Origin of the sequence: Uniformispora flossi (assembly GCF_049534875.1) — a bacterium.
GTDB lineage: Bacteria > Actinomycetota > Actinomycetes > Streptomycetales > Streptomycetaceae > Yinghuangia > Yinghuangia aomiensis.
The window spans coordinates 82,238-105,129 of sequence record NZ_JBMULZ010000005.1 but is presented as its reverse complement, the minus strand read 5'-3'; the positions used below and the strand labels follow the sequence as shown (position 1 = coordinate 105,129).

General features: G+C 72.0%; 19 protein-coding genes and 4 tRNA genes. 13 read left to right on the top strand and 10 right to left on the bottom strand.

Annotated elements, in window-relative coordinates; all coding sequences use genetic code 11:
• The first annotated feature begins 42 nt into the window (after positions 1-42).
• A complete protein-coding gene (locus ACPA54_RS13075) occupies positions 43-528 on the top strand; it encodes a MarR family winged helix-turn-helix transcriptional regulator (RefSeq protein WP_423529182.1) in 486 nt (161 codons plus the stop codon).
• Between the two features lie 33 nt (positions 529-561).
• Here the strand turns inward: ACPA54_RS13075 and ACPA54_RS13070 are convergent, their stop codons facing one another.
• From ACPA54_RS13070 to ACPA54_RS13060, 3 genes are all read right to left on the bottom strand, one after another.
• A complete protein-coding gene (locus tag ACPA54_RS13070) occupies positions 562-987 on the bottom strand; it encodes an Imm7 family immunity protein (protein ID WP_423529180.1) in 426 nt (141 codons plus the stop codon).
• 427 nt (positions 988-1,414) lie between these two features.
• Positions 1,415-1,804 (bottom strand): nuclear transport factor 2 family protein, encoded by a 390-nt coding sequence (locus ACPA54_RS13065; RefSeq protein WP_423529178.1) that lies wholly within the window; start codon positions 1,802-1,804, stop codon positions 1,415-1,417.
• A gap of 709 nt (positions 1,805-2,513) precedes the next feature.
• A tRNA-Lys gene (locus ACPA54_RS13060) sits at positions 2,514-2,586 on the bottom strand.
• A gap of 514 nt (positions 2,587-3,100) precedes the next feature.
• On the opposite strand from ACPA54_RS13060, the gene ACPA54_RS13055 reads away from it, so the two are divergent.
• Positions 3,101-5,089 carry a substrate-binding domain-containing protein gene (locus ACPA54_RS13055; protein ID WP_423529176.1) on the top strand — a complete coding sequence of 663 codons (1,989 nt, stop codon included), beginning with the start codon at positions 3,101-3,103 and terminating at the stop codon, positions 5,087-5,089.
• A 40-nt stretch (positions 5,090-5,129) separates the two neighbouring features.
• On the opposite strand, the gene ACPA54_RS13050 is transcribed toward ACPA54_RS13055, so the two are convergent.
• Entirely contained in the window at positions 5,130-5,759 is a 630-nt protein-coding gene (locus ACPA54_RS13050) for a winged helix-turn-helix transcriptional regulator (protein ID WP_423529175.1), read from the bottom strand.
• Between the two features lie 129 nt (positions 5,760-5,888).
• Between ACPA54_RS13050 and ACPA54_RS13045 the strand changes: the two genes are divergently transcribed.
• Positions 5,889-6,752 carry a thioesterase family protein gene (locus ACPA54_RS13045; RefSeq protein ID WP_423529173.1) on the top strand — a complete coding sequence of 288 codons (864 nt, stop codon included), beginning with the start codon at positions 5,889-5,891 and terminating at the stop codon, positions 6,750-6,752.
• Positions 6,753-6,882: 130 nt separating this feature from the next.
• Here ACPA54_RS13045 and ACPA54_RS13040 read toward each other — a convergent pair whose 3' ends face one another.
• The 5 genes from ACPA54_RS13040 to ACPA54_RS13020 form a co-directional block, all read right to left on the bottom strand.
• Positions 6,883-9,087 (bottom strand): DEAD/DEAH box helicase, encoded by a 2,205-nt coding sequence (locus ACPA54_RS13040; protein ID WP_423529171.1) that lies wholly within the window; start codon positions 9,085-9,087, stop codon positions 6,883-6,885.
• Positions 9,088-9,364: 277 nt separating this feature from the next.
• On the bottom strand, positions 9,365-11,449 hold the full coding sequence (locus tag ACPA54_RS13035) for a hypothetical protein (RefSeq protein ID WP_423529169.1): 2,085 nt from the start codon (positions 11,447-11,449) through the stop codon (positions 9,365-9,367).
• A gap of 266 nt (positions 11,450-11,715) precedes the next feature.
• Positions 11,716-12,102 carry a fluoride efflux transporter CrcB gene (gene crcB / locus ACPA54_RS13030; RefSeq protein WP_423529167.1) on the bottom strand — a complete coding sequence of 129 codons (387 nt, stop codon included), beginning with the start codon at positions 12,100-12,102 and terminating at the stop codon, positions 11,716-11,718.
• Entirely contained in the window at positions 12,099-12,545 is a 447-nt protein-coding gene (crcB, locus tag ACPA54_RS13025) for a fluoride efflux transporter CrcB (RefSeq protein ID WP_423529848.1), read from the bottom strand. Before crcB (ACPA54_RS13025) ends, crcB (ACPA54_RS13030) begins: the two co-directional genes overlap by 4 nt.
• A 211-nt stretch (positions 12,546-12,756) precedes the next feature.
• Positions 12,757-13,098 (bottom strand): metallopeptidase family protein, encoded by a 342-nt coding sequence (locus ACPA54_RS13020; RefSeq protein WP_423529846.1) that lies wholly within the window; start codon positions 13,096-13,098, stop codon positions 12,757-12,759.
• A gap of 179 nt (positions 13,099-13,277) precedes the next feature.
• Here ACPA54_RS13020 and ACPA54_RS13015 point away from each other — a divergent pair.
• The 3 genes from ACPA54_RS13015 (at position 13,278) to ACPA54_RS13005 (ending at position 13,623) form a co-directional block, all read left to right on the top strand.
• Positions 13,278-13,350 (top strand) — tRNA-Glu (locus tag ACPA54_RS13015).
• A gap of 81 nt (positions 13,351-13,431) precedes the next feature.
• Positions 13,432-13,506: transfer RNA gene (locus ACPA54_RS13010), tRNA-Asp, on the top strand.
• 40 nt (positions 13,507-13,546) lie between these two features.
• Positions 13,547-13,623 (top strand) — tRNA-Phe (locus ACPA54_RS13005).
• Position 13,624: 1 nt separating this feature from the next.
• Here the strand turns inward: ACPA54_RS13005 and ACPA54_RS13000 are convergent.
• Positions 13,625-15,238 (bottom strand): tyrosine-type recombinase/integrase, encoded by a 1,614-nt coding sequence (locus ACPA54_RS13000; RefSeq protein ID WP_479729418.1) that lies wholly within the window; start codon positions 15,236-15,238, stop codon positions 13,625-13,627.
• Positions 15,239-15,954: 716 nt separating this feature from the next.
• Between ACPA54_RS13000 and ACPA54_RS12995 the strand changes: the two genes are divergently transcribed.
• The 7 genes from ACPA54_RS12995 (at position 15,955) to ACPA54_RS12965 (ending at position 22,616) form a co-directional block, all read left to right on the top strand.
• On the top strand, positions 15,955-16,233 hold the full coding sequence (locus ACPA54_RS12995; protein WP_423529844.1) for a hypothetical protein: 279 nt from the start codon (positions 15,955-15,957) through the stop codon (positions 16,231-16,233).
• 288 nt (positions 16,234-16,521) lie between these two features.
• Entirely contained in the window at positions 16,522-17,622 is a 1,101-nt protein-coding gene (locus ACPA54_RS12990; RefSeq protein ID WP_423529163.1) for a hypothetical protein, read from the top strand.
• A 68-nt stretch (positions 17,623-17,690) separates the two neighbouring features.
• Complete coding sequence (locus ACPA54_RS12985; RefSeq protein WP_423529842.1) at positions 17,691-18,341, top strand: ATP-binding protein; 651 nt, start codon at positions 17,691-17,693, stop codon at positions 18,339-18,341.
• Positions 18,342-18,452: 111 nt separating this feature from the next.
• Entirely contained in the window at positions 18,453-19,640 is a 1,188-nt protein-coding gene (locus ACPA54_RS12980; protein WP_423529162.1) for a DUF2637 domain-containing protein, read from the top strand.
• Between the two features lie 389 nt (positions 19,641-20,029).
• Entirely contained in the window at positions 20,030-20,737 is a 708-nt protein-coding gene (locus ACPA54_RS12975; RefSeq protein WP_423529160.1) for a hypothetical protein, read from the top strand.
• Entirely contained in the window at positions 20,737-21,714 is a 978-nt protein-coding gene (locus tag ACPA54_RS12970; RefSeq protein WP_423529158.1) for a relaxase/mobilization nuclease domain-containing protein, read from the top strand. The genes ACPA54_RS12975 and ACPA54_RS12970 overlap by 1 nt, the downstream gene beginning before the upstream one ends.
• A 173-nt stretch (positions 21,715-21,887) precedes the next feature.
• Complete coding sequence (locus tag ACPA54_RS12965; protein ID WP_423529156.1) at positions 21,888-22,616, top strand: hypothetical protein; 729 nt, start codon at positions 21,888-21,890, stop codon at positions 22,614-22,616.
• Positions 22,617-22,892 lie beyond the last annotated feature (276 nt).

Below are 22,892 nucleotides of genomic sequence, written 5' to 3'. Positions count from 1 at the left end.
TTTTATGGACTCAATCAAGTTTCTGGCGGCGAGGAGGAGCCGGTGGCGGACGAGTGGGCCAGTGGCGCCGAGCAGATCCAGTCCGCGGTGGAGGCCCTGCTGCGCTTCCACACCAGCCGCCGCATGCACCTCAGCCGTGCCGCGGCGGCCGGGGTCCCGCTCAACGATTCCGCGTATGTGGTCCTGGCGTACCTGAGCCGCCGCGGCCCGTCGTCGGCCGCCGCGCTCGCGAAGAACACCTCCACCCAGCTCGCCACCACGTACCGCGCGATCGACCAGCTCCTCGCCGACGGCTACGTGGTCCGCGTCCACGACCGCCCCCGCAGCCCGGTCGCGCTGTACCCGTCGGGGGAGGAGGCAATCCGGCGGCTGTCGCTGGTGACGGTCCGTCACCTGGACGCGGTGCTGGCCGCCTGGAACCCGGACGACCGGGAGCGCTTCGCCGGGCTGCTCACCGCCTTCGTCCGGGACGCGGCAGCCATGTCGGACACCCTCGCGAGCCCGCCCCAGGCTGCGCAAGCGTCCTGACCTTCCGCCGGCACGCGGCTTATGCAGGAGGGCTCAGGAGGTCGGCGGTCGGTGGGGGAGAGGGAGACGCGGGAGGTCTTCCAACACCGGGGTGCACGGTGAGAGCAGGTCCTCGGTGTGCTCGGTCACACGCCCGCGGACCATCCGCAGGACGCGGACCTCGTTCTCCTGCCCGGGCGCCTCGTCGTCCCGTACGTGCAGGAGGCCGTAGGAACCGGGTGCCCGCTCCCCGACCTCGCGGAAGAACGCCGGGATCGCGGCGTCCCGGTGGTTCGGGAACCCGCCCATGTGGAGGAACGCTTCGCCGTTCATCCAGCGCAGGTCGAGCAGGTAGGGGCTGTCGAGATCCCGGATCCGGGCCTGGAGGTCGGCGACGAGCGCGTGCAGCCGGCCGTCGTCGCCTTCGTCTTCCGCTTCGGCACTCGACTGAACGTTGATCCACCCGTGGTACTCGAACATGGGCGGGGACCCTATCGGGAAGACCGGGCAGCACGATGTCGTTTGCCCGCTCTGCGCGGCGTGTGCGAGCCTCGTGCCCGTTCTCCGGGGAAGCACTGCTCGTGATGCTCGGCATGGTGCCGGGCATCGTCACTCGGCGACCGCTCCTCGCGCGCTTCGACGCGTCAGCGGTAGGCAGCCCGTTCGCTTCCCGCCCGTGCTGCGCGGACTGATTCTGCTGTATCCGCTGCATCCGCTGCATCCGCTGGGTCCGCTGGGTCCGCGATCCACTGGACGGAAGCCGGCACTGAGTGTGGCGGTTCGTACCCGCGTGACGGGTGCTTGCGCCCGGCGGGTGTGTGCACCGGTTGCTCGCCGGGTCCGGGACGAGGCCGTGTCGTCGGCATGTCCCGGACCCGCGAGCGGGTCCAGCGGTGTGGCCCCGGTGTCACAGTCCGGCGGGGACCTTGTCGAGGAAGCCGTGGACGGTGGTGATGCGGCCGGCGGGGTCGAGGGCGACGACGTCGAAGCCGATGGCGAGGGCTTCGCCGCCCGCGGGGCCGAGGTGCCACTGGAAGCGGGCGATGTCGTGGTGGCCGTCGACCGGGCCGCCGAGGGTGAACACCAGCCCGGCGAACTGGCCTTGGACCGCGCCGATGACCGTGTCGATGCCGTCGTGTCCGGCGACCGCGGCGAGCGGGTCGGTGTAGGTGGCGTCGGGGGTGTAGGCGGCTTCGACGAGGGCGCGGCGCTTGACGGCGTCGGTCTCGTTCCAGGCGGCGAGGTAGCGCTCGACGGCGGCGGCGAAGTCGACGGTGGTGGCGGGGGTGGTGGTCATGGCGGTGGGTCCTTCCGTGTCTCCCGGCCGCGGTCGGAGAGGATCCGCCGGGCCGGTCCGCGGCCCCCGGTCTCGGTGTTCCGGGGTGCTTTCCGCAGGTCAAGAAGCTACGGAGATCGCCGAAGCACGGAATCAGTCACGCATAAGTACTTGCCGGGTAGGTCGACCGAGGGGCATCCGCGGGGTCTCGGTCAGTGCGGTGTGCCGTCGTTGCACCCGTCGAACACCCTGCGGCTTGGGCGTCCGCGAACGCGCGCAAGTCCGGGAGCCGTGCCTCGGGGAGGGTGTCCTCCATCCGTTCGCTGATCCGCCAGGTCGCTTCGGCGGCACCGGCGCGCGGCGCGGCGGATTCCGCACCGAGCCCGTTCTCCAGTAGCGGAAGCAACGGGGCGGCCACCGGGCCGAGTTCGCCCGCGAGGCCGAACACATTCGCCCGATGGCCTCCCGCGAGCCCGCGGCGGAACACGGCATCGGAACCCCCTCGGTGCCTGTGGCCCGCCGCGGGCCAATCCGCAGGTCAAGCCGACGAGGCGGGGCGTCACGGGAGCCGACGGCAAGTGGCGGCCGGGGCATGCCGGTTGCCCCCTTCGAGGGGCCAGGCATCCCGGCGCACGCGAACGGCCCCGGGCGGGAGCCCGGGGCCGTTCGGAAGACGCTGCTGGGAGGTCGCTGCCCAGGCCTGACGGCCTGCGCCGCGCCCTGTGCCGGGTGGGCCGCCAGGGGATCGAACCCTGAACCCGCGGATTAAAAGTCCGCTGCTCTGCCAATTGAGCTAGCGGCCCGTGGGCGTGGTGTGGGGGTCGTCCGCCACCGTGCCCAGGGGGAAGCGTACCCGGATCGTCCTGCGGATGTGCGGGGGTATTCGGGTGGCGGCGCGTGGGGGTCGCCACTGTGGGTGGTGACGGGCGGCGGGGGCGGGCGCGAGCGGTGGGTGGTCCGGCGGATCCGCGGGGGTCGCGGGGGAAATGGCGGGGTTGGCGGTTTCGTGACTCTCCGCGCCGCGGAGCGGGTTATGGCGCGTGGGCGGACTGGGAATTGGGGGCAGATGTCGGAATTCCCGGTTCCGGTCCGCCGCGGGGTTCTGACGCACGGTCAGGAAGTTGGTTGGGGCACGGACCTGTGCATTCACGGGGTTTGGGAATTTGTCGCCATGGCGAGAGGGTATCTGGAGTTACTTTCCGTAATTTGCGGGTTTTTGAACGATCTTGCTTTATTCGCGCTATTGTTCCGGCTGGTGTGTTTGGCACGTCGTAATTCCTTCTTCAGGCTTCGGGCAGCGTCGGGGGACGAGGAACGATGGCGAGCAGACAACGACGGCACGGACAGGGTTCGCGGCATCGCCGAGTGGGTTCGGTGGATCCGCGGGACCAACTCCGAGAGCCGCCGGCCGGGGTGCCGTGGTCGGTGCAACCGGTGTCGGCGGCACGTGGCGGTGGGGCGCAACGGGCTGCGGCGTATCAGGCCGCCCCGGGCAGGACGGCGGCGCCGACAGGTGCGCCGCCGGGCTATGGCGACCGGCGGCCGGGGCCGCCTCCGCGGCCCCGGCAGAGACCGGGCGCCGCGCGGCGCCGCGGTCGCGGGCGGCTCTTCGTGTTGACGGCGATCGTCGCGGCGTTAGGCGTGGCCGCGGCTTATCTGCTCGTCAATGGATGGCCGGGTTCCGGGCACGGTGGTGGGAAATCCGCGGCGGCGAATGCGTGCGACGGAGTGAAGCCGGCGAGTGTGGTGGCTTCGCCGGAATTCGCGCCGGTGGTGAACGCGGTTGCCGGGAACGTGAATCGGGCGCACGGATGTACCGCGGTGGAAGTGTCGGGACGGCCGGCCGCCGACTTCCTCGGCGGGTTGCGGGCCGGTACCGGGACGGCGCCGGATTTGTGGATCGCCGATTCGTCGATGCGGCTGCAGGAAGCCGCCGCGGCGTTGGGCGACCGTAATCCGTATCCGTTGACGGGTGTGCCGGTCGCGTTCACGCCGCTGGTGGTCGCGGTGCCGGAACGGCTGGCCGCCGACCAGAAGTGGCTGGAGAAGCCGCCGGACTGGGTCACGTTGCTCAACCGGATCGACGACCACACGATCCCGCGGTTCACGGTCAGCAGTACACACACCACCGAGGGCCTGCTGGGTGTCGTCGCGGTCAGCGCATCGATGGCGAAAGCCAACGCGGATCCGACGGTCGCGGCGATGAAGACGTTCGCGTTCCGCAGCAACATCACGGACGCCGAGACGCCGGCCGCGGCCCTGTTCACGAAGTCGAAAGGCATGTCCGATCAGCAGCAAGTGCTCGACGGTGTAGGCGCGTTCGTGGTGACCGAGCAGGCGCTGTGGGCGTACGACAACGACCATCCGGCCGTGCCGTACGTCCCGCTCTACCCCTCGGGCACGCTCATCCAGGCCGACCACCCGGCCGTCCTGTCGCGCGCCGCGAGCGGCGACAAGCGGGTCGCGGACCGGGCCAACGAGGTGCTGGGCGCGCTGCGTTCCCCTGACGGGGTGAAGGCGTTGACGGCGTCCGGGTTCCGCGGCCCCGACCAGCAGCCGCCGGCGAGCACCCTGGCGACCGTGCGGTACGCGCCTCCCACGCCGGCGAGTGCGCCTGCCGGCGACCTGTCGCAGGTCGCCAAGCTGGTGCAGGCGTGGGCGGACTACAAGCCGATGCCGTTCCGCGTGCTGATCCTCGTCGACGGCTCGGGTTCGATGAACGAGCCGGTCAAGGGAAAGGATGGCAAGACCAAGGCGGACATCATGCGCGAGTCGAGCGTGGAGACCACGCAGCTCCTGGGCAAGACGACCGAGGTCGGCGTCCGGCAGTTCGCGGTGTCCCCCACGCAGAAGGGCCCGTGGGTCGAGAAGGTGCCGGAGGGGCCGCTCGAGGAGAAACTCGGTCCGCTGACCCGCAAGGACCAGACGACCCAGACGCTCAGCAACCTGACCGCGCAGAACGGCGCCGGAACGCCGCTCTACCGGTCGCTGCTGGACGGCATCGCGGACGCCCAGAAGTCCTACAACCCGAACGCGGCCAACGAGATCTTCCTGCTGACCGACGGGAAGGACGAGGACACGCCGTTCAGCATGTCGAAGCAGGCGTTCCTCACCGAACTGCAGAAGCTCCAGGACCCGAAGAAGCCGATGCCGGTCTTCGCGGTCGGGTACGGCGCGAACGCCGACATGGCGACGCTCAACGACATCGCCAAGGCCACCGGCGGCCTGGCCGTGCCGTCGATCGACCCCGGCGACCTCGTCAAGGCGATCGCGCAGATCTTCGTGCACCAGCGGGGCACGGGCTGATCGGACCCCGCCGCCGCGCCGGCCGCCCCCAGCGAGGGGGCTACGGCGTGGCGGCGGGTGCGGCCGGCGACGCCGCCGGGTCCGCGTCCTGCTCCGGGCCGGACGCCGCCGGACCCACGGCGGCGGTCGCGGCGGGCGTCGGGGCGGGGCTCGGCAGCTCGTCCGGGGCCGGGCGCGGCCTGAACCGCCCCGATGCCACCGCCGCGTCCGCGAGCCGGGCGGGCAGACCGGGGCCGGCCAGCGCCTCGACGTCCTCCACGCGCAGCGCGTCGCCGCATTCCGCGCACACCACCTGCGCGTGCGTCTCGTGGCCGCACGGCCGGTGCCGCAGCACGACCGGGGCGCCCTCGTCTTCGGCGAGCCAGGTGTCGCCCCACGCGATGATCGCGGCGAGCACCGGGAAGAAGTCGCGGCCCTTCGCGGTCAGCACGTACTCGTGGCGCAGCGGCCGGTCCTGGTAGGGGACGCGGTCCATCAGCCCTTCGTCCACCAGCCGGTTGAGGCGCTGCGCCAACACATTGCGCCCGATGCCCAGGTTGCGCTGGAACTCCTCGAAGCGGCGGCTGCCGAACACCGCCTCGCGCAGCACCAGCGGCGTCCACCAGTCGCCCAGCAAGTCGACCGCGCGCGCGATCGAACACGGCCAGCTGCCGAACGGGGTCCGCTTCATGCCCGCCACAGTAGCCCGTCACCCCACCGAAACCGACCTGCTAACGTCAGTTGCTCTAGCGAACTGAGCAGGTCGACACGGCGTGCCGCGCACGCTTTGGGGAGTCGGCCCGAATCGGAGGCGATCGGCGTGGCAGGCTTCGCAACCGCGACCGCGGTGACACCGGCGGCCGAAGACGGCGCATATTCCGTCGACCTGGACGCGGCGTGGACGATCGGCGGCAAGCCCAACGGCGGCTATCTGCTCGCCGCGATGGCCAAAGCCGCACTCGCCGAGGCCGCCGCGTCCGGTTCCCCGCACGTGCACCCGCTGACCGCGGCGGCGAGCTACGTCGGCGCCCCCGACCCGGGCCCTGCCGAGGTGCACGTCGAACTGCTGCGCACCGGCCGCACGGTCACCCAGGCCCGCGCCCGGATGCTGCAGAACGGGCGGACCTGCATCGAAGCCTCGTTCACCCTCGGCACGCTGACCGACGGCAGCGAGCCTTGGTGGGGCGTCAACCCGCCCGCGCCGCTGCCCGCTCCGGAGCACCTGATGCGCATCCCCTCGCTCGAACCGGTGAGCGGGCTCGCCCTGCCGGTCATGGACGAGGTGGTGCTCGAACTCGATCCGGCCGGGCTCGGGTTCGCCGTCGGGGCGCCCGCGGGTGCGGGCGAGTTCGGCGGCCGGGTGGCGTTCGCCGACGGGCATGCCGCCGACCCGGTGTCGCTGCTGTTCTTCGCCGATGTCCTGCCGCCGGTGACGATGGACCTCGGCGCCTTCGGCTGGGTGCCGACGCTCCAGCTCACCGTGTACGTGCGCGCCGTCCCGTCCCCCGGCCCGCTGACCGTCCGGCACCACGCGCGGCTGATCGAGGGCGGGCTGATGGACGAGGTCTGCGAGATCTGGGATGCGGCGGGCCGGCTGGTTGCGCAGTCCACCCAGCTCGCGTCGCCGCGGCTTCCGGACGGGCCGCCCGCGGGACAGGTGGCGCAGGAGGCGGCGGAACGCTGAGGCGGGCCGCTCGGCGCCTACACATCGGACAGCGAAAACGGCGGTGGGGCCGTTCCGGATGGTCTCCGGAACGGCCCCACCGCCGTTCGTGTTGCTCAGCCGTCAGCCGTCAGCCGTCAGCCGTCAGCCGTCAGCTCTTCCAGCGCGGCTTGCGGTCGCCCTCGCGGCGCGGCGGGCCGTCGTGGCGCGGGCCGCGGTCGAACGAGCGCTCGCCGTAGGAACGCTCGCCGTACGACGGACGCTCCCCGCGCGGCCGGTCGTTGTAGGGCCGGTCGTTGTACGGGCGGTCGCTGTGCGGCCGGTCGTTGTGCGGACGGTCCCCGCGCGGGCGGTCGCCGTACGCCGGACGGTCGCCCCGGTCCGAACGCGGGCCGCGGAAGCCGCCGCCCTCGTGCCGGTCGCGGCTGAAGCCGCCGCCGCCGGCGGCCGGGCGGCCACCGTCGCGGAAGCCGCCTTCACGGCGCGGACGGTCGCCGCCGTAGGTGCGCTCGCCATAGGACGGGCGGTCGTCGCGGCGCGGGCCGCGGTCGTCGCGGTCGCGGCCGTAGGAGCCGCGCTCGGCGCGGTCCCGGTCGTAGGAACGCTCACCGCGGTCGCCGCGGTCGTACGAACGCTCGCCACGCGGTCCACCGCGACGCTCGCCGCGGTCACCACGGTCACCACGGTCGCCCCGGTCGCCCCGGTCCCCGCGGTCGTACGAACGCTCGCGCGGCGGACGGGACTTCTCCTCCGCCTCCGCGCGCTTCGCCGACTCGGCGAGGTCCACGGCCTTGCGGCGCAGCTCGGCCGCCTTGGCCTTCAGCTCGATGATCCGCGCGGCGAGACGCTCGGCCTCTTCCTCGGCCGCGACCGCGGCGTCGGCGACCGACTGCGCCTTGACCTCGGACAGCGTGCGCGCACCGGTGACGCGGCGCATCTCCGGGTCGCCGCTGCCGGTCACCCGGATCCGCTCCGGCTCGACGCCCGCGGCCTCCAAGAGCCGGTCCACCGACCGGCGCTGGTGCGGCAGCGCCAGCGTCACGACCGCGCCCGCCTCGCCCGCACGGGCGGTACGGCCGGCGCGGTGCAGGTAGTCCTTGGGATCGCCCGCCGGGTCGACGTGCAGCACCAGGTCGATGCCGTCCACGTGGATGCCGCGCGCGGCGACGTCCGTGGCGACCAGCACCGGCGTCTGGCCTTCCTTGAACTCGGCCAGCGTGCGGGTGCGCGCACCCTGCGTCATGCCGCCGTGCAGCGCCTCGGCGCGCACGCCCGCTTCGCGCAGCTGCGCGGCCACCCGGTCGGCGCCGAACTTGGTGCGGACGAAGACCATGGTGCGGCCGCGGCGCGCCGCGATGGCGGCCGTGACGTAGACCTTGTCCTTCGGCTGCACGGTGAAGACGTGGTGCGTCATCGTGGTGACGGACGACGCGTGCGGGTCGACCGAGTGCGTGACCGGGTCGGTCAGGTAGCGCTGGACGATCGCGTCGACGCCGTTGTCCAGCGTCGCGGAGAACAGCATCCGCTGGCCGCCGGCCGGAACCAGGTCGAGCAGCGCGGAGACCTCGGGCAGGAAGCCCATGTCGGCCATCTGGTCGGCCTCGTCGAGGACCGCGATCTCGATCGCGTCGAGCTGGCACGCGCCGCGGTCGACCAGGTCCTGGAGACGGCCCGGGGTGGCGACGAGGATCTCGACGCCGCGCTCCAGCGCCATGATCTGGCGCGGCATCGACATGCCGCCGCAGACCACCTTCATGCGCAGGTCGAGCACCCGGCCGTACGGCTCGAGCGCGTCGTGCACCTGCATGGCCAGTTCGCGGGTCGGCACCAGCACCAGCGCCAGCGGACGCTTCGCGCGGGCCTTGCGGCCGCGCAGCCGGGTCAGCGTGGGCAGGCCGAAGCCGAGGGTCTTGCCGGAGCCGGTGCGGCCGCGGCCGAGGATGTCCCGCCCGCCCAGCGCGTCCGGCAGGGTGGCCGCCTGGATCGGGAAGGCGTTGCGGACGCCGCGGCGGTCGAGCGCCTCGACGAGCGCGTCCGGCACGCCCAGCTCGGCGAACGTGGGGCCGGAGACGACGGGCTCGGCGGCCTCTTCGGCCTCGGCTTCGGCGTCGTCTTCGGTGTCGGCTTCGGCGTTGTCGTCGTCGGACTCTTCGTCCGCGGCGTCGGTGTCGGCGTCGGCTTCCGCGTCGGCTTCTTCGGCGGTCTCGGCGTCGACGGGAACGTCGGCCGAGGTGTCGGCGGCTTCGGTCGAGGCGGTCTCCGCCTCGGCAGCCGCGTCCGCCGCGCCTTCGACGGCGGTGTCGGCGGTGTCGGCGGTCGTCACGACCGCCTCGTCGGTGTCGGCGTCCACGGGCATGGGCGTGACAGAGTCATGGGACAGCGGGGGCATGCAGAACCTTCCGAATACGGCACGTCGGAGGTCCGCAGCCCGGAACCGGTCGCATGTCACCGCGACCTTCTGCTGAGCACCTGAACGAGCCTGGGAGACGTCGCGCTTTCGAGCCGACGTCCGGAGATGAACACGAGCGATCTATCAGACTACAGGACGCCACGGCCCCCGTTGGCCGCCGGGACCGCCGGCCGTTCCGGTACGGGACCGGTGACACCCCTGCCGACCTGCGGTTTCACCCCGCTCAGGAGGCCGGCGGAAAGGGCCGGGCCCGCAGGTAGTCGACCCGCACGCCGGAGCCTTCCCGCACCACGACCAGCCGGGGCCGGTCGTACGACCAGCGGTCCGGCAGCAAGTACAGCCGGCCGTGCGCGCGCCGCAGCAGGCGCAGACCCGCGTACCGGTAGCGGTACGGCGAATCGGCTCCCGTGAGCACGTCCACGGTCACCCCCTGGTCGGCGGCGACCCGCAGATCGTCCGCGGAATACACGACGACGGCGGTGCGCGTCGGCAGCTGCTTGACCATGCGCAGCGCCGCCACCTGCCCGTCCGCCTGTGCGTAGGCGCCCAGTGCCCAGAACAGGCACAGCACCACCGCGGCCGAAGTCAGCACCACCGACAACGACCACGGGCGCACGCCCATTCCCGTCGCACGGCGATGCGTGCCGACCTGGCGGGACAGCAGCACGCCGTACGCCGTGACCAGCACGCCCGCGGCCAGCGCCAACGGAAGCAGTAGCGGCCAGAACTGCGGCCGATGCCCCGGCCATCGGAACAGCGCCGCCCACGTCGCCACCGGGATCAGCAGCCACGCACAGCGCAGGAACCGGCTCACGAACGCCGCGGCCCGGCGATGCCGGCGGAGCGGTACGAGGATGTACGGGTGCGCCATGCGGGCCGCGAGCAGCACGCCGACGACCGCGAGCATCGGCTTGTAGAGCGTGTCGACGCTGCGGAGCAGGTACTCCTTCGTGGTGAAGCCGAGCACGTCCTCGTCGAAGCCGAGGAAGTCCGCCATCGCGGCGCTGCGGGCCCAGCCGAAGTAGTACAGCAGGGCGAACAAGGCCAGCGCGGGCGCGGCCAGGATCAGCATGACCTCGAACGGGCTTCGAACGGTGCGGAGTTCGCCGGTCGGCGGAGTCTCGGCCCGGACCGGTTCGAGTTCGCCGCGGCTGTCCGTGCCGTGCCGGCCGCGGCGTAACTCCAAGGCGGCGGAGGGTTTTTGGACGCCAACCGGCTCCAGCGCGGAGCTGTCGCAGGGGCCTTGGTGCGGATCGGCGGGGTGGTCGGCGGAGGGGATGGGCGTCGGTGTCGGTGTCGGTGTCGGTGCCGGCATCGGTGCCGAGGCCGCTTCCCGGAACCAGGCCATGGGCGGATAGTGCGCCGGGTCGTAGGTGGCGCCGGGGGCGTAGGTGCCGAAGCCGAGGCCTCCGCCGAAACCCCCGCCCATGCCTCCGCCGAAGCCCGCGTGGTCGCCCGCGCCGGGGGCGGGGGTGACGTCCCAGGAGTCGCCGGATGCGGGGTCGGCCGGGGCGGACCGGGCGGCGCCGCGGCCGAGGAAGGCCGCCGGGGCGTCGGGGTGAGGCGTGCCGGTCCGGGCGGCGGCGGACCTCCGGCCGGGTGCGGGGGACGTATCGGCGACGGGTTCCGCGGGCGGCTCGGGTGCCGTCGTCCACGGGGAGGCCGCGGGCGCTGAGTGCCCGGACGGGTCCGCGGCAGGGTCACCGCCGGACGTGCCCGATGTGCCAGATGTGCCCGACGTGCTCCGGCTGGGGCCCCATGCCGTGTCCCGCGGCTCGCGCGGGCCCGGGACGTCGGCTGCTTCGCGTGGTGCGCGGCCGTCCCGGGTGGCGCCGGTGTCCCGGGGGGACTCCTCGACCGTGCCGGTGATCACCGCCCGGGGGCGCAGTTTCACGAGCCGGACGGTCGTCTCGGCCTCCTCGTCCGGGTCGATCACCGGCGGACCGTCCTCGCCGGGCGGCACGCGCAGCGCGCCGCGGGCCCGGGGGACCGCGGCGGCGACCATGCGCTCCGGACCGAGGTCGTCGTCCGGTGCGGACGGGCCGGGGTCGCCGGAGCTGCTTCGGTCCGCGTGGCCGCGGTGTTCCGTGCGGCGGTCGCCGTGGTGTTCGCCGCGGTGCCCACCACTCCGCGGTTCGTCGGTCCGACCGTCGCGCCGCCGCTCGCGGGAGTCGTCGTGGGACGGGTCGTCCGGCCTGCCGGACTCCGTCCACGTGCCGACGCGCAACGGGGGTTCCGCACGGAGCCGTGCCTCGTGCGGGAAGGCCGGTTCCTCGAACTCGCGTGCCCCCCTGACGTCCTCGCCCATGTGGCCCCTCCGCGCGCCCTGAATCGGTGTCAGGATCCTTGGCGGCGACGGGAGGCACGAACCCTTCCGACCACCCGCATCACTCGCACGGGTGAGATGGTCGTCAACCCCACAAATCGACGGATCGAGTGACGGGCGCGGATCCGCCCCAGGCCGGTGCGCGTGGGCGGGTGCGGCGTAGGTCGGCGAGGGCGGACCGGCGCCGGCGGGTCGGTGTGTCCGTGGGCCGGTGCGCGGCGTCGTCGCGACAGGCGTGGCGCGTCGCCCTAGCCCCAGAGCGCGTCGGCGAGGGCGACGCCGGCGAATGCCGCGGCGATGCCCGCCGCGAGACTCAGCACCACGTTCCCGAGCGCGGCGCCGCGGGCCCCGTCCTCGGCCAAGCGGAGCGTCTCGAACGAGAACGTCGAATAGGTCGTGAGCGCCCCGCAAAAGCCCGTCCCGACCAGCAGTTGGACGTTCGACGACGCCGCGCCCGCGGCCGCCGCCCCGGTGAGCGTCCCGAGCACGAGGCAGCCGAACACATTGACCAGCAGCGTCCCCCACGGGAACTCCCCGGCCCCGCGCCCGCGCATCCGGGCCTGCACGGCCCGGTCGGCGAGATACCGCGCCGGAGCGCCGACCACGGCCCCCGCGATCACCATCAGCCACGTCACGCGGCCACCCCCGGCTGCGCCCCGGTGCGCCGCGCCGCGAACCGCCGGGTGGCGGTCGCCGCGGCCCACACGCACACCAGTGCGGTGACGAGGGTGCCGGCCAGGTAGGCGACGGCGGTCGCGGGACGATCGGCTTTCACGAGGCGTTCGATGTCGACGGCGTACGTCGAAAACGTGGTGAAGCCGCCCAGCACGCCCGTCCCGAAGAACGGCCGGACCAGCGGGTGGGCCTGGTACAGCTCGGTGACGACCACCAGGAAAACCCCGATCACCGCACAGCCGACGGCGTTGACCGCGAACGTCGTCCACGGGAACGCCCCGTGCGCGGTGGGCCACAACCACGCCGCGCCGAACCGTGCGGTCGCCCCGATCGCCCCGCCCAGCGCGACCACGGCGACGATCACCGGGAGCCCGACGGCGGGGAGGGTTCCGTCGAAGTCGATGTCGGGGTCGACGGGCTCGGGGTAGGCGTGGGGGTGTGCCGGACGGTCCGGACGGTCCGGGTGTTCCCGGTGGTCCGGGAGGGCGCCGTCGTGGGCCGCGTTGGGTTCCGGTGTCCGGTCCGGAGCGCCCGCCCCGGCTGCGTCCCCGGACCGGCGGCTGTCCCGTGCTGCAGCTCCCGTCGCCCCCGTCGCGTCCTCGGCGCCGTCCTCGTCACCCGTACCCAAGCTCGTGCAGCCTCTCGTCGTCGATGCCGAAGTGATGGGCGATCTCGTGCACGACCGTGATCTCGACTTCCTCGACCACGTGCTCGTACGTCTCGCTGATCCGGAGCGTCGGGTTCCGGTAGATCGTGATGCGGTCGGGCAGCACGCCCGCGTACCAGTCCCCGCGCTCGGTGAGCGGGATCCCCTCGTACAGGCCGAGCAGCTCGGGCCCGGCCGGGTCCGGCTCGCCCTCGACGAAGATCGCGATGTTGTCCATGAGGGCGGTCAGCTCGGGTGGGATCCGGTCGAGGGCCTCCGCGACCAGCTCCTCGAACTCCTCCCGCGACATCTCCAGCACGCCCCCATTCTGCGCGCCCGGACCGCCCGCCGGACACGCGCCGGGCCGCTGCCGCGGGGTGGTCGCGAGGCACCCCGAGGGGGCCCCGGAATCCGTTTTGCTGTTCCGGCGGATCACCCCGTATAGTTCTGACCGTCCCCGACGGCAACAAGACGCCGGACGGCCGCAAAGCCCTCATCGTCTAGTGGCCTAGGACGCCGCCCTTTCAAGGCGGTAGCACGGGTTCGAATCCCGTTGGGGGCACGAACGAAGCCGGACAGCCAGTACGGTAGAGTGAAGCAACACCGGGTCGGAAGGAACAACCGGCCCACACAAGTGAATCAAGGTCCTGTGGAGCAGTTTGGAGTGCTCGTCACCCTGTCAAGGTGAAGGCCGCGGGTTCAAATCCCGTCAGGACCGCTTGGAAAGATCCGCCGCAAGGCGGATCGTCCAATATCCAGGCCAGGTAGCTCAGTTGGTACGAGCGTCCGACTGAAAATCGGAAGGTCGGCGGTTCGACCCCGCCCCTGGCCACCAGCTAGAAGCTCGAAGTACCCCCGCTGACCTGCGGATTAGCCCCGAAGTCGATCACCTTCGACTGCGGGGCTTCTTTGTTGTTGGGGGCTGGTGTGCCCGTGGTGTGCCCGGGCGGAGTGGTGCGCCCGCGGGGGACGAGTCGGGCCGCGTTCTCGGCTGCGGCGCGAGCCACCTCGGGGAGAACGCTCGTGTATGTGTCGGCGGTCAGCACGATCGTGGCGTGGCCGAGCGTGTCCTGCACCACTTTCATGTCGGCTCCGCCGGCGAGCATGAGCGTCGCGGCTCCGTGACGTAGGTCATGCAGGCGGATCGGCGGCAGGCCCGAGTCGACGACGAGCTTCTCGAATCGCTCGGAGACCCAGCCTGGGTGGAGCCAGGAACCGTCTTCCTTCGTGAAGAGGCGGCCGGTGTCCTCCCAGGCGTTGCCCCACTGGAGACGTTCCTTTGCCTGGCGGGCGAGGTGCGAGCGGCAGACTGAGACGCTCTCGGCGTCGAGGGCGATCGTCCGGATGCCGCTGTCGCTCTTGGGATCGCTCTCGACGACGGTCCAGCCGTCGACGATGAGCTGCTTGGCGACCGACAAGGTCCTGGCGTCCATGTCGAGGTCGCCCTTGCGGATGCCGCATGCCTCGCCGCGTCGGAGGCCACGGAAGGCGATGAGGTGCCAGAGGGCGTATAGGCGGTCCTCGGCGACGAAGTCGAGGAACTGCCCGGTCTGTTCCGGAGTCCACACCATGACCGGCGAAGGCCGCTCGCCCGCCGCCCGCCACCGCTCGACATGGGCAGCCGTCCACAGCACCGGCTTCGGGCGCTTGGCCGGGTCCATCTCGACGTGGGCCGCCGGGTTGAACGTGATGATCTGCTGGGCGATGGCCGCGTTGAGCGCGCTCCGAAGCGTCGCCCGTATCCGCTGACGGGTCGTCGGATTCACCACCCGCTCGAACGGCGGCATGGTCGCGATCCGCGCCTTGAGCGCCTTGCGGCGGGCCCGAGCGTCCGCGCCCTTCCAGGGGATCTCCTCCAACTCCGCGACGGCCTGACGGCGCAGGAGGTTGTTCGCGACGATCTCCTCGTTGCGGTCGGCGATGGCCTGGAACATCTCCGAGAGGTGCTTGACCCGCAGGCGGTCGAGCCGGACGTGGCCGATCCGGGGCTTGAGGTGCTTCCGGATGTCGATCTCGTAGTTCTTGAGCGTCGAGGCCGAGCCCTTCTTGCCCGCGATCCACTCGTCGAGCCATTCGCCGACGGTGCTGCGGCGGGTGATGTCGGCACCGGCCCGGAAGCGGCGCGTCGTCTCCTCCAGGTCCGGCAACTCCGAGCCCTCGGCCGAGATTCGCTCGAGCAGGTCGCCGATCGCGCAGCGGCCTTCCTCGTCGTCGGCATCGGGGATCGCGAGCAGCGCGCGGACATGGTCCAGCACGGCCTGCGCCTTGGGGCCAGTGCCGAAGCCTTGGCGGCGGAACTGGCGCCGGTTCCCTTCCGCGTCGGCCGGCAGCTCCTGGCGGACTGCCCAACGGCCGTGGCCTCGCTGCCCGAGTTTCGGGCAGGCGGAGCCGAATTTCTGCCCGGGCTCGGGATTGCGGCAGCCGCAGCGACGGGTGGTAGAGCCTTTCACGTACGCCCTTTCGTTCGGGAAAAACACCGACGAGTTGCCGGAGGGCGTTGTTCTTAGCATCGTTTCCGAGGGGGCGGCAAATGGCCGTGGATTTCCCAGGACGGGGCGGACTCGCACGGACAACGAAGCATCCCCTGGCACATGTGGGGTGGTGGCCTCACCGCCGAACTGGGCGCCTGGGCGATCATGAGGAGGTCATGGCAGCGTGGGGGCGGCGCGCTGTCTTCGCAGGCCAGTGCGCTCTGATGGCGTAGCTACGTGATGACAGGCTGGCTGCGCCGGTGCGTCACAGGGAGCGGTTGGCGTGCAGCTCATCGGCCATGACCCGTGGCCCGCGATCCCGTGTCGCGACCATGCCGCGGTCGTGTGTCGGTCTGGCCGCGGCTTCATGGCGAATTCCCGATGTGGACTGTCTACCATTTCTCGGCGTTCGAAGTGTGATCGTCGTCACACCGAAATCGTGAAACCTTTTCGCGGCCCCGAACGATCAATTCCGTGGATCGGTATCCGAGGCCGCAAACCCCGGGCGCCTTTCCTCCGCCGTATTACCGCCTACGTCCTGTCCCCTGCCTCCGGAGATGCGCTTGACCATCCGTCCCGCCGACCTTGCCAGCCCTCGCCACCTTCCCCAGCTCGCGGCCCAGCCTGGCGCCTGGCCCGAAAGCCGCGCCGGACTGACTCCTCAGGCCGAGGCCGCCCCTTCGCCAGGGCAGGGCATGTCATGGGAAGAACTTCGGTCATTGCCGACCGTGGTGAAGCTGGACGTCGCGAACCGGGCATTCGGGTTGTCTCGCAGCAAGGGCTATGAACTCGCGAAGCTGGACGACTACCCGTGTCGGGTCCTGCGGGTGGGACGCGCCTACCGGGTGGTGACCGCGGACATGGTCCGCATCCTGAGCGCCGCCGACGCCGTACCGATGGCGCCCGGCGACGGTGCCGCAGGCGCATCTCTGCGCTCGCTCGACGGCCGAAAGCCGGGGCTGCGCGCCGCTTGATCCTGTGTCAGCACCCCTTGCCAGACAGTCCGTTGGACTTGTGCGAGGGGTGCTCGTAGTGTCCGGGTCGCCGCGCCACCAAGGCGCGGCGACCCCCTCTGACATGCGAAAACCCTCGGCGCGCGAACGCCGAGGGTTGCACACACCTGCGTGGCCATCGCCCTAGGAAAGCAGTAGGCCACGGGATCAGGAGATCTCCATGCACCCTACGCGCTCACGCGCGCCCATCGCATCTCCGCATCTCGCCGCATCCGGCTCGCCGTCGGCTGCGAAGGCAGGGCGGTGACCGTGGCGCGTATACGCACGATCAAGCCTGAGCTGTTCACCTCCGAGGACCTCGCGTCGGTGGCGCTGACCGCCGAGCGGACGTTCGTCGGCCTGCTGACCCAGGCGGACGACCGGGGCCGGTTCCGCGACCACCCGGCGGTCATCGCCGGGCTGCTGTGGGTCCTGCGGCCCGAGCACACCGCCCTCGGCGTTGAGGACGACCTCGGCCAGCTCGCCGCCGCCGGGGTGATCTGCCGGTACACCGGCTGCGACGGCAAGCCCTACCTCCACATCACCGGCTGGGACCGCCACCAGAAGATCGACCGGCCCAGTACTTCCCGGATCCCGGCCTGCCCCTCGCACCCCACCCCGAGCGGCTGCACGGTCTGCAAGAACACCTGCACCCGCACGACCCCGCACACCACCATCCAGGCCGCGCCGACCCCGGCGCCACACCTGGCTTCACCTCCGGCCGGGAACTCGCGCGACGCAGTCGCGACGAGCCCTCACCGAGCGTTCGTCGAAGACTCGTCAAGGCCTCACCGAGGGTTCGACGAGAGGTCAGCGAATCCTCGTCGAACCCTCGACGAGGACACCGCGAACCTCGACGGAACGGCCATATCCCCAGGCCAAAGGGCATTCGTCGAGGATTCGTCGAATCCTCGACGAGGGCTCGGTGAACCCTCGACGAGCCCTCGACGTCCGGATCTAGGACCTAGGAACATGGATCTAGGAAAGGGATCTGTGCCTCCGGCGGGGCGCGAAGCGCCCGCACCGCGTACCAGCAGCGCGACAGTCGCCGAGAACCGAACACCCGCATCGGCACAGGACCTGGTCGCCGGGTACGTGCGGCTGCATGCCCACCGCCCGCCCGAGCGGGTCCTCGGCCAGGTCGGCCGGGAAGTCCGGGCCCTGCTGGACGAGGGCATCGACCCGGCTCACATCGCCGTCGGCCTCACGCGCCTCGCCGAGCGCAGCCTGCACCCCAGCACGCTGGCCAGCGCGGTCAACGAGGCGATGAACGCCAGCTCGCCTGGCACGGTCTCCCCGGCCGGGGCATCCAGGCATCGCGGGTGGACCAACCCGGCGGACGTCCAGGCCGCGTACGGCGGTGACTTGTGAGCACCACCGCGACCGCCGCCAGGGCCGGTGCGGGCCCTCTGCCGGTCGGCAAAGGGCTGGCCGGGCGCATGCAGCGGCTCCTCGCCGCACGCGGCATCGACCCCGCCACCGCACACGATCCCGAGGCGGGCGGGCCATCCCGGGACGCGCTGAACGACGCGCTCGCACTCGCCGATGCCCGGATCCCGCCCCGGTTCCGTGGTGCGGTCGCCGACCACCCTGACGTGACCGCCTGGGTCGACCGCGTCCGCGCGGAAGCCACCCGCGGGCCGGGAGGTCGGCCGGGCGTCGCCACCGGGCCGTCGCTGCTGATCGCCGGCCCCACCGGCACCGGCAAGACCCACCAGGCATATGGCGCGCTTCGCAGCCTGCTGCTCGCCGGAGTCCGGCTCGGCTGGCAGGCGACGACCGCCGCCGACTTGCACGCCAACCTGCGCCCGCGCGCGGGGCACGACACCGAGGGCGAACTGCGCCGGATCGCGCGGACTCCGTTGCTGATCCTCGACGACCTCGGCGCCGCGAAGCCGTCGGAGTGGACGGAGGAGCTGACGTACCGGCTGGTCAACCACCGCTACGAACACCTGCTCCCCACCCTGTTCACGACCAACCTGCCCATCGCGGCCATCCGCGAGACCCTCGGCGACCGCATCACATCCCGCCTCGCGGAGATGACCCAGCGCGCCATCCTCGACGGCCCCGACCGCCGCCGCACCACCTAGCAGGGCCCGCAGGCCACGGGAAACGGGCGCCGCGCCACCAGAGCGCGGCGCCCCAACCTGCCCTGCCTCCGCGCCCCCACACGCCCCTTTGCTCGAAGGAACAGCCCCTCCATGCCTTCACGCTCCACCACGGCGCCGGACGGCGGCTCCGCGCGCCTGGACCGCGCCGCCGTCGCCGGCCTCGGCCTCGCCGGGTTCGTCCTCTCCCTCGACGCCCTGCGGCAGATGGCCGCCGCCGCCCATATCCGCCCGGGCCTGACCTGGCTGTTCCCGCTCATCCTCGACGGGTTCACCGCCTACTCCATCCGCGCCCTGATCGTCCTGCGCAACGCCCCGTTCGCAGCCCGCGCCTACGTGTGGCTCCTGCTGGCCACCGCCACCGGCGTCAGCATCTGGGCCAACGTCCTGCACGCCGTCCTCCTCAACCAAGCCCCGTTCACCCCCGCGCCAGGCACACACAGCGACACCCGCCCGGACCTCGAACTCGGCAGCGACACCGTCGGCGTCCTCGCGGCCTGCGCCCCACTCGCCCTGGCCGCCGCCGCGCACCTCCACACCCTCATCACCCGTCACACCAAAGCAACCGCCACGACCGCACCTGCCCCGGATGCATCCACCCGGCCTCCGCAGACCACGCGCGGACCCGTCGCCCGGGGGTGCGAAGAACTGCAAGACGCCGCCCGCGACCACGAGCCGACCTCGGACGGCACCCCGGCTACCGAGCCCACCGGAACCGTGCTGGTCGCGCAGGACACCGCCGTGCCGAACGGAAGTCCCGACCGTGATCCGGACGTCGCGGTGCCTGGCCAGCCCGTGTCCGCGACGACCGAGATCCGTACAGCGGACGGCCCCGATCCCGCTAATCCGCACAGCACGCACACAAAACCGCACACCCAACCGCCGGCCGATCCGTACAGCAACCCGCCCACCGCACCCGAAACGGAGGCTGCCGCCCGCCCCGAAACCGAACCCGGGACGGAACACGGCATGGGTCAGCGTGCGGAATCCACCGCCGCGGCAACGCGGCCAGCCGCGCGCCGGGGCCGGCCGCCGGGTGCGGACCTGGACACGCTCACCGCGATCGGCCGCGCCGCCACCCTTGACCAAGGCAAACCCGTCACCCGCGACACCGTCGAACAAGCCATCCGCGACCAGAACCTGCCCATCAGCGGCGCCCGCCTCGCCGACATCGTCCGCCGCCTCAAAACCCCCACACCCGATACCACCGCCGAGACCCACAGCGACAACGAAGGCGTAATCGAGAGCGGCAACGACTCCGCCGCGCCGTCCGCGGCCTGACCCTGCCACCACACCCGCGTCGTGCTGCCGCCCTCTCACACGGCGGCAGCCCCGCTAACCCTCCCCATCCACATCACTCCAGGAAGCCCGTGCCCGACCCCACCACGCCACGCACCACCAACCCCCAAACCCGATTCGTCACTCCCACGTCTCCGCCAGTCGCGGCGACCCGCCCGACCGTGTCGGCGGCCGACGTTCCCGAGGCGAACCCCGGCGCCGGCTACGCGGGTTCGACCTCCACGGGGGGAGCAAGGTGGTCGCTTGGAGGCCCCAAAGGGACCTCCGTCGCGAAGCCCGCCCAGCAGGGCGAGAAGCGGCGCGACGGGGCGCCGCAGGAAGGGGGTGGCATTGCGCCGGCCGAGCCGACACACGCGATCCACAACCTTCCCGTGCACCCGCCGACCGATCCCCACACCGTCCACGCCGAGCCCACGAGCACCGAACCCGCCCCGTCCGCCCCGACCGTCGAGCCCGCCGTGCCGATCGTGTCGCCGCGTGTGCGCCGCCGTGCCTCGGCCACGCCGAACGCCCCGGGCGGCGCCTCCAAGCGCGGCAGGCGCCCACGCCGCCGCTCCACCCCCGGCACCGGCGGCAGTAACCAGCGCAATCCCACCCTGAAGTTCCGCGTGCACCCGGACGAGAAGCAGTACTTCGAGGACGCCGCCGCCCGCGACGGCTACGACAGCACCGCCGCGTGGCTGGAGCGCGCCGCCCACGCCGCCGCCGAGCAGACCGAACCCGGCCGCGACGACCAACTCGACGAGCTGATCAACGCCGTCGTGAACACGCACGACGCCTTGCGCCGGATCGGGCACAACATGAACCAAGTCGCCCGCGCCTGGAACACCCTTGCGTCCGGCGCGGACATTCCGGCGGATCCACTTACCGCACAGCACCACACCACCCTCGCCGAGCTCGGCCCGCTGCTCCGCACCACCGACCGCGCGCTCGCCGCAGTGCTGGACCACCTCGCACCGCATTCCGCACACCCCGCCACCCGCATTTCCGCTCAGCCGTCCGCCGCACCGTCCGGCGGGCGGAATCCCGGTCAGCCCCCGGCGGATTCGCCGCGTACCGATGACGGCAGGGGTGCCTGATGCGGCCTCAGGTCCACCAGCAGCGCAACCGAACGATCGGCCTGTTGTCCTACCTCTATGGTCCCGGCCGCCGGGGCGAGCACGCCGACCCGCACCTGGTCGCGTCTTGGGACGGCTTCGCCCCCGACCCCGGCCGCGACCCGAACGCCACCTTGAAGGAGTTGGCCGATCTGCTCGACCTGCCGGTCCGCCGGGCCGGTGACAAGGCCCCGTCCAAGCACGTGTGGCACATGTCCGTCCGCCTGGCCCCCGAAGACCGCGCCCTCACCGAAACCGAGTGGGGCGAGGTCGCCCGACGTCTGATGCGCGCGACCGGGATCGACCCCGGCCCAGACTCCGAGGAGCCGTTCTGCCGATGGGTCGCCGTCCGCCACGACGACAACCACATCCACTTCGCCGCCACCCTCGCCCGCTCCGACGGCGAGGCGTACCACCCCTTCCACGAAGGCAAAGCCGCGCAGAAGGAAGCCCGCAGAATCGAACGCGACCTTGGGTTGCGCCGCCTCGACAAACGCGACCGCACCGCGGCCCGACCGCCGAGCAAGGCCGAGCAGTTCAAAGCCGAACGCACCGGCCGCCTACCGCGCAAACGGCTCCAGACCCTGGTACGGACCGCCGCCGCATACGCCGCCGACCCCGACGACTTCCTCACCCTGCTCGGCCACGTCGGCGTACTCGCCCGCCCCAACCGCGACACAAACGGCACCATCCGTGGCTGCGCGTTCGCGCTCGCCGACGACCGCAACGCGGCCGGCGAACCGTCTGGTTCGGCGGACGCACCCTCGCCCCCGACCTGTCCTGGCCCAACCTCCACGCCCAACTCACGAGTGTCGGAACCGCCGAACCGCTCGCCGACGACGACAGCACCGGCAGCACAGGCACCTCCTCCAGCACCGATCAGAGGTGGCCCGACCTGGCCGCGACCGACCCATGGGACTGCGCGTCCGCCCACCTCGACCGCATCGCCGCCCTCCTGAATGACCCCACCCGCGCGGAGAACCACAAGGCCGATCAGGACGCCCGCGGCACCCGAGCATCCCGGGCAACCGCTACCTGTGACGCCGCGCTGCCGGACGAGGTGGCGGCAGCGCACCGTGCTGCGGTCGGTCAACTGCTGAGCGTCCTGCCCGGCGCGTTGCACGGCCACCCGATGCCGATCCAAACCCGCCAGAACCTACGCGACGCCGCGGACGCGTTCGCGCACGCAGCCCGCACCACTGGCCGCACCGCCCACGCCCACAACCACGCCGCCCGGCGGACGTTCCGCGCACTCACCGACACCCTGCTGACCAACCGCACCAACGGCGCGGAGGTCGTCGGCGACCTGATCGCTACCGCTCTCCTCGCCGTCATCGCCGTCGCACGCTGGCATCAAGCCAACAAACACGAAGCCCAAGCCCGCGCTGCCGCCCAAGCCGCCAGCCACCTCCGAGCCGCCTACCGGACAACCGCGCCCAGGCCCCTGGAGACGCTGACCGCCGAGCACACACCCGACCCGCGGCTCGCCGCCCTGTATGTACAGGTGACACACAAGGTGCTGGCCGCACGCACCGACCAGGCCACAGCCACCACTGTCCTCGGCGACCCCGCGATGGCCGCCCTGGCCGCCGCGATCCACCGCGGTGTGAAGAACGACCACAATGCGCTGGTGCTCGTCGACCAGGCCGTCACCAGCCGCGAACTCGCCACCGCCGACAACCCCGCCGAAGTCCTCACCTGGCGCATCCACCGCCTCGCCCGCACCACCCCCGCCACCGCACGCCGCGACAACAACCCCGACGGCCGCCGCACCGGCAAACCCACCACCACGACCCGCACCGGAACCCGACGACCCATACTCCCGCCCACGGCGAACCCGAACACCCGCCGGACACGCTGACCGACCACAACAACCCGGCACCGCCCGAAGCTCCGGTCCCGCGGGACACCGACCCGTGCCCCACGGGACCAGCCCCAAAGTTCTGCCCTGCAGTCCTACGGTCAGGTCCCTTGCTGAGACGTGACTCCCCAGGGGTGCGGACGTTCCCCACTTGGTGGAGGGAGGACAAGGGCACGAACTCGTCCACCAGTTGATTCGGGGAACCACGGCACGACCTGGTTCGTCTTCGAGTTGAAGATCACGAAGGGGGACGGGCATGGGCATGCTTCTGCCGGA

Excerpts from the sequence above, each read along its gene's own strand:
- ACPA54_RS13070 (WP_423529180.1), bottom strand. The coding sequence starts at position 987 with ATGTTCGAGTACCACGGGTGGATCAACGTTCAGTCGAGTGCCGAAGCG.
- ACPA54_RS13065 (WP_423529178.1), bottom strand. The coding sequence starts at position 1,804 with ATGACCACCACCCCCGCCACCACCGTCGACTTCGCCGCCGCCGTCGAG.
- ACPA54_RS13055 (WP_423529176.1), top strand. The coding sequence starts at position 3,101 with ATGGCGAGCAGACAACGACGGCACGGACAGGGTTCGCGGCATCGCCGA.
- ACPA54_RS13050 (WP_423529175.1), bottom strand. The coding sequence starts at position 5,759 with ATGAAGCGGACCCCGTTCGGCAGCTGGCCGTGTTCGATCGCGCGCGCG.
- ACPA54_RS13040 (WP_423529171.1), bottom strand. The coding sequence starts at position 9,087 with ATGCCCGTGGACGCCGACACCGACGAGGCGGTCGTGACGACCGCCGAC.
- ACPA54_RS13035 (WP_423529169.1), bottom strand. The coding sequence starts at position 11,449 with ATGGGCGAGGACGTCAGGGGGGCACGCGAGTTCGAGGAACCGGCCTTC.
- ACPA54_RS13020 (WP_423529846.1), bottom strand. The coding sequence starts at position 13,098 with ATGTCGCGGGAGGAGTTCGAGGAGCTGGTCGCGGAGGCCCTCGACCGG.
- ACPA54_RS12995 (WP_423529844.1), top strand. The coding sequence starts at position 15,955 with ATGTCATGGGAAGAACTTCGGTCATTGCCGACCGTGGTGAAGCTGGAC.
- ACPA54_RS12985 (WP_423529842.1), top strand. The coding sequence starts at position 17,691 with ATGCAGCGGCTCCTCGCCGCACGCGGCATCGACCCCGCCACCGCACAC.
- ACPA54_RS12980 (WP_423529162.1), top strand. The coding sequence starts at position 18,453 with ATGCCTTCACGCTCCACCACGGCGCCGGACGGCGGCTCCGCGCGCCTG.
- ACPA54_RS12970 (WP_423529158.1), top strand. The coding sequence starts at position 20,737 with ATGCGGCCTCAGGTCCACCAGCAGCGCAACCGAACGATCGGCCTGTTG.
- ACPA54_RS12965 (WP_423529156.1), top strand. The coding sequence starts at position 21,888 with ATGCCGATCCAAACCCGCCAGAACCTACGCGACGCCGCGGACGCGTTC.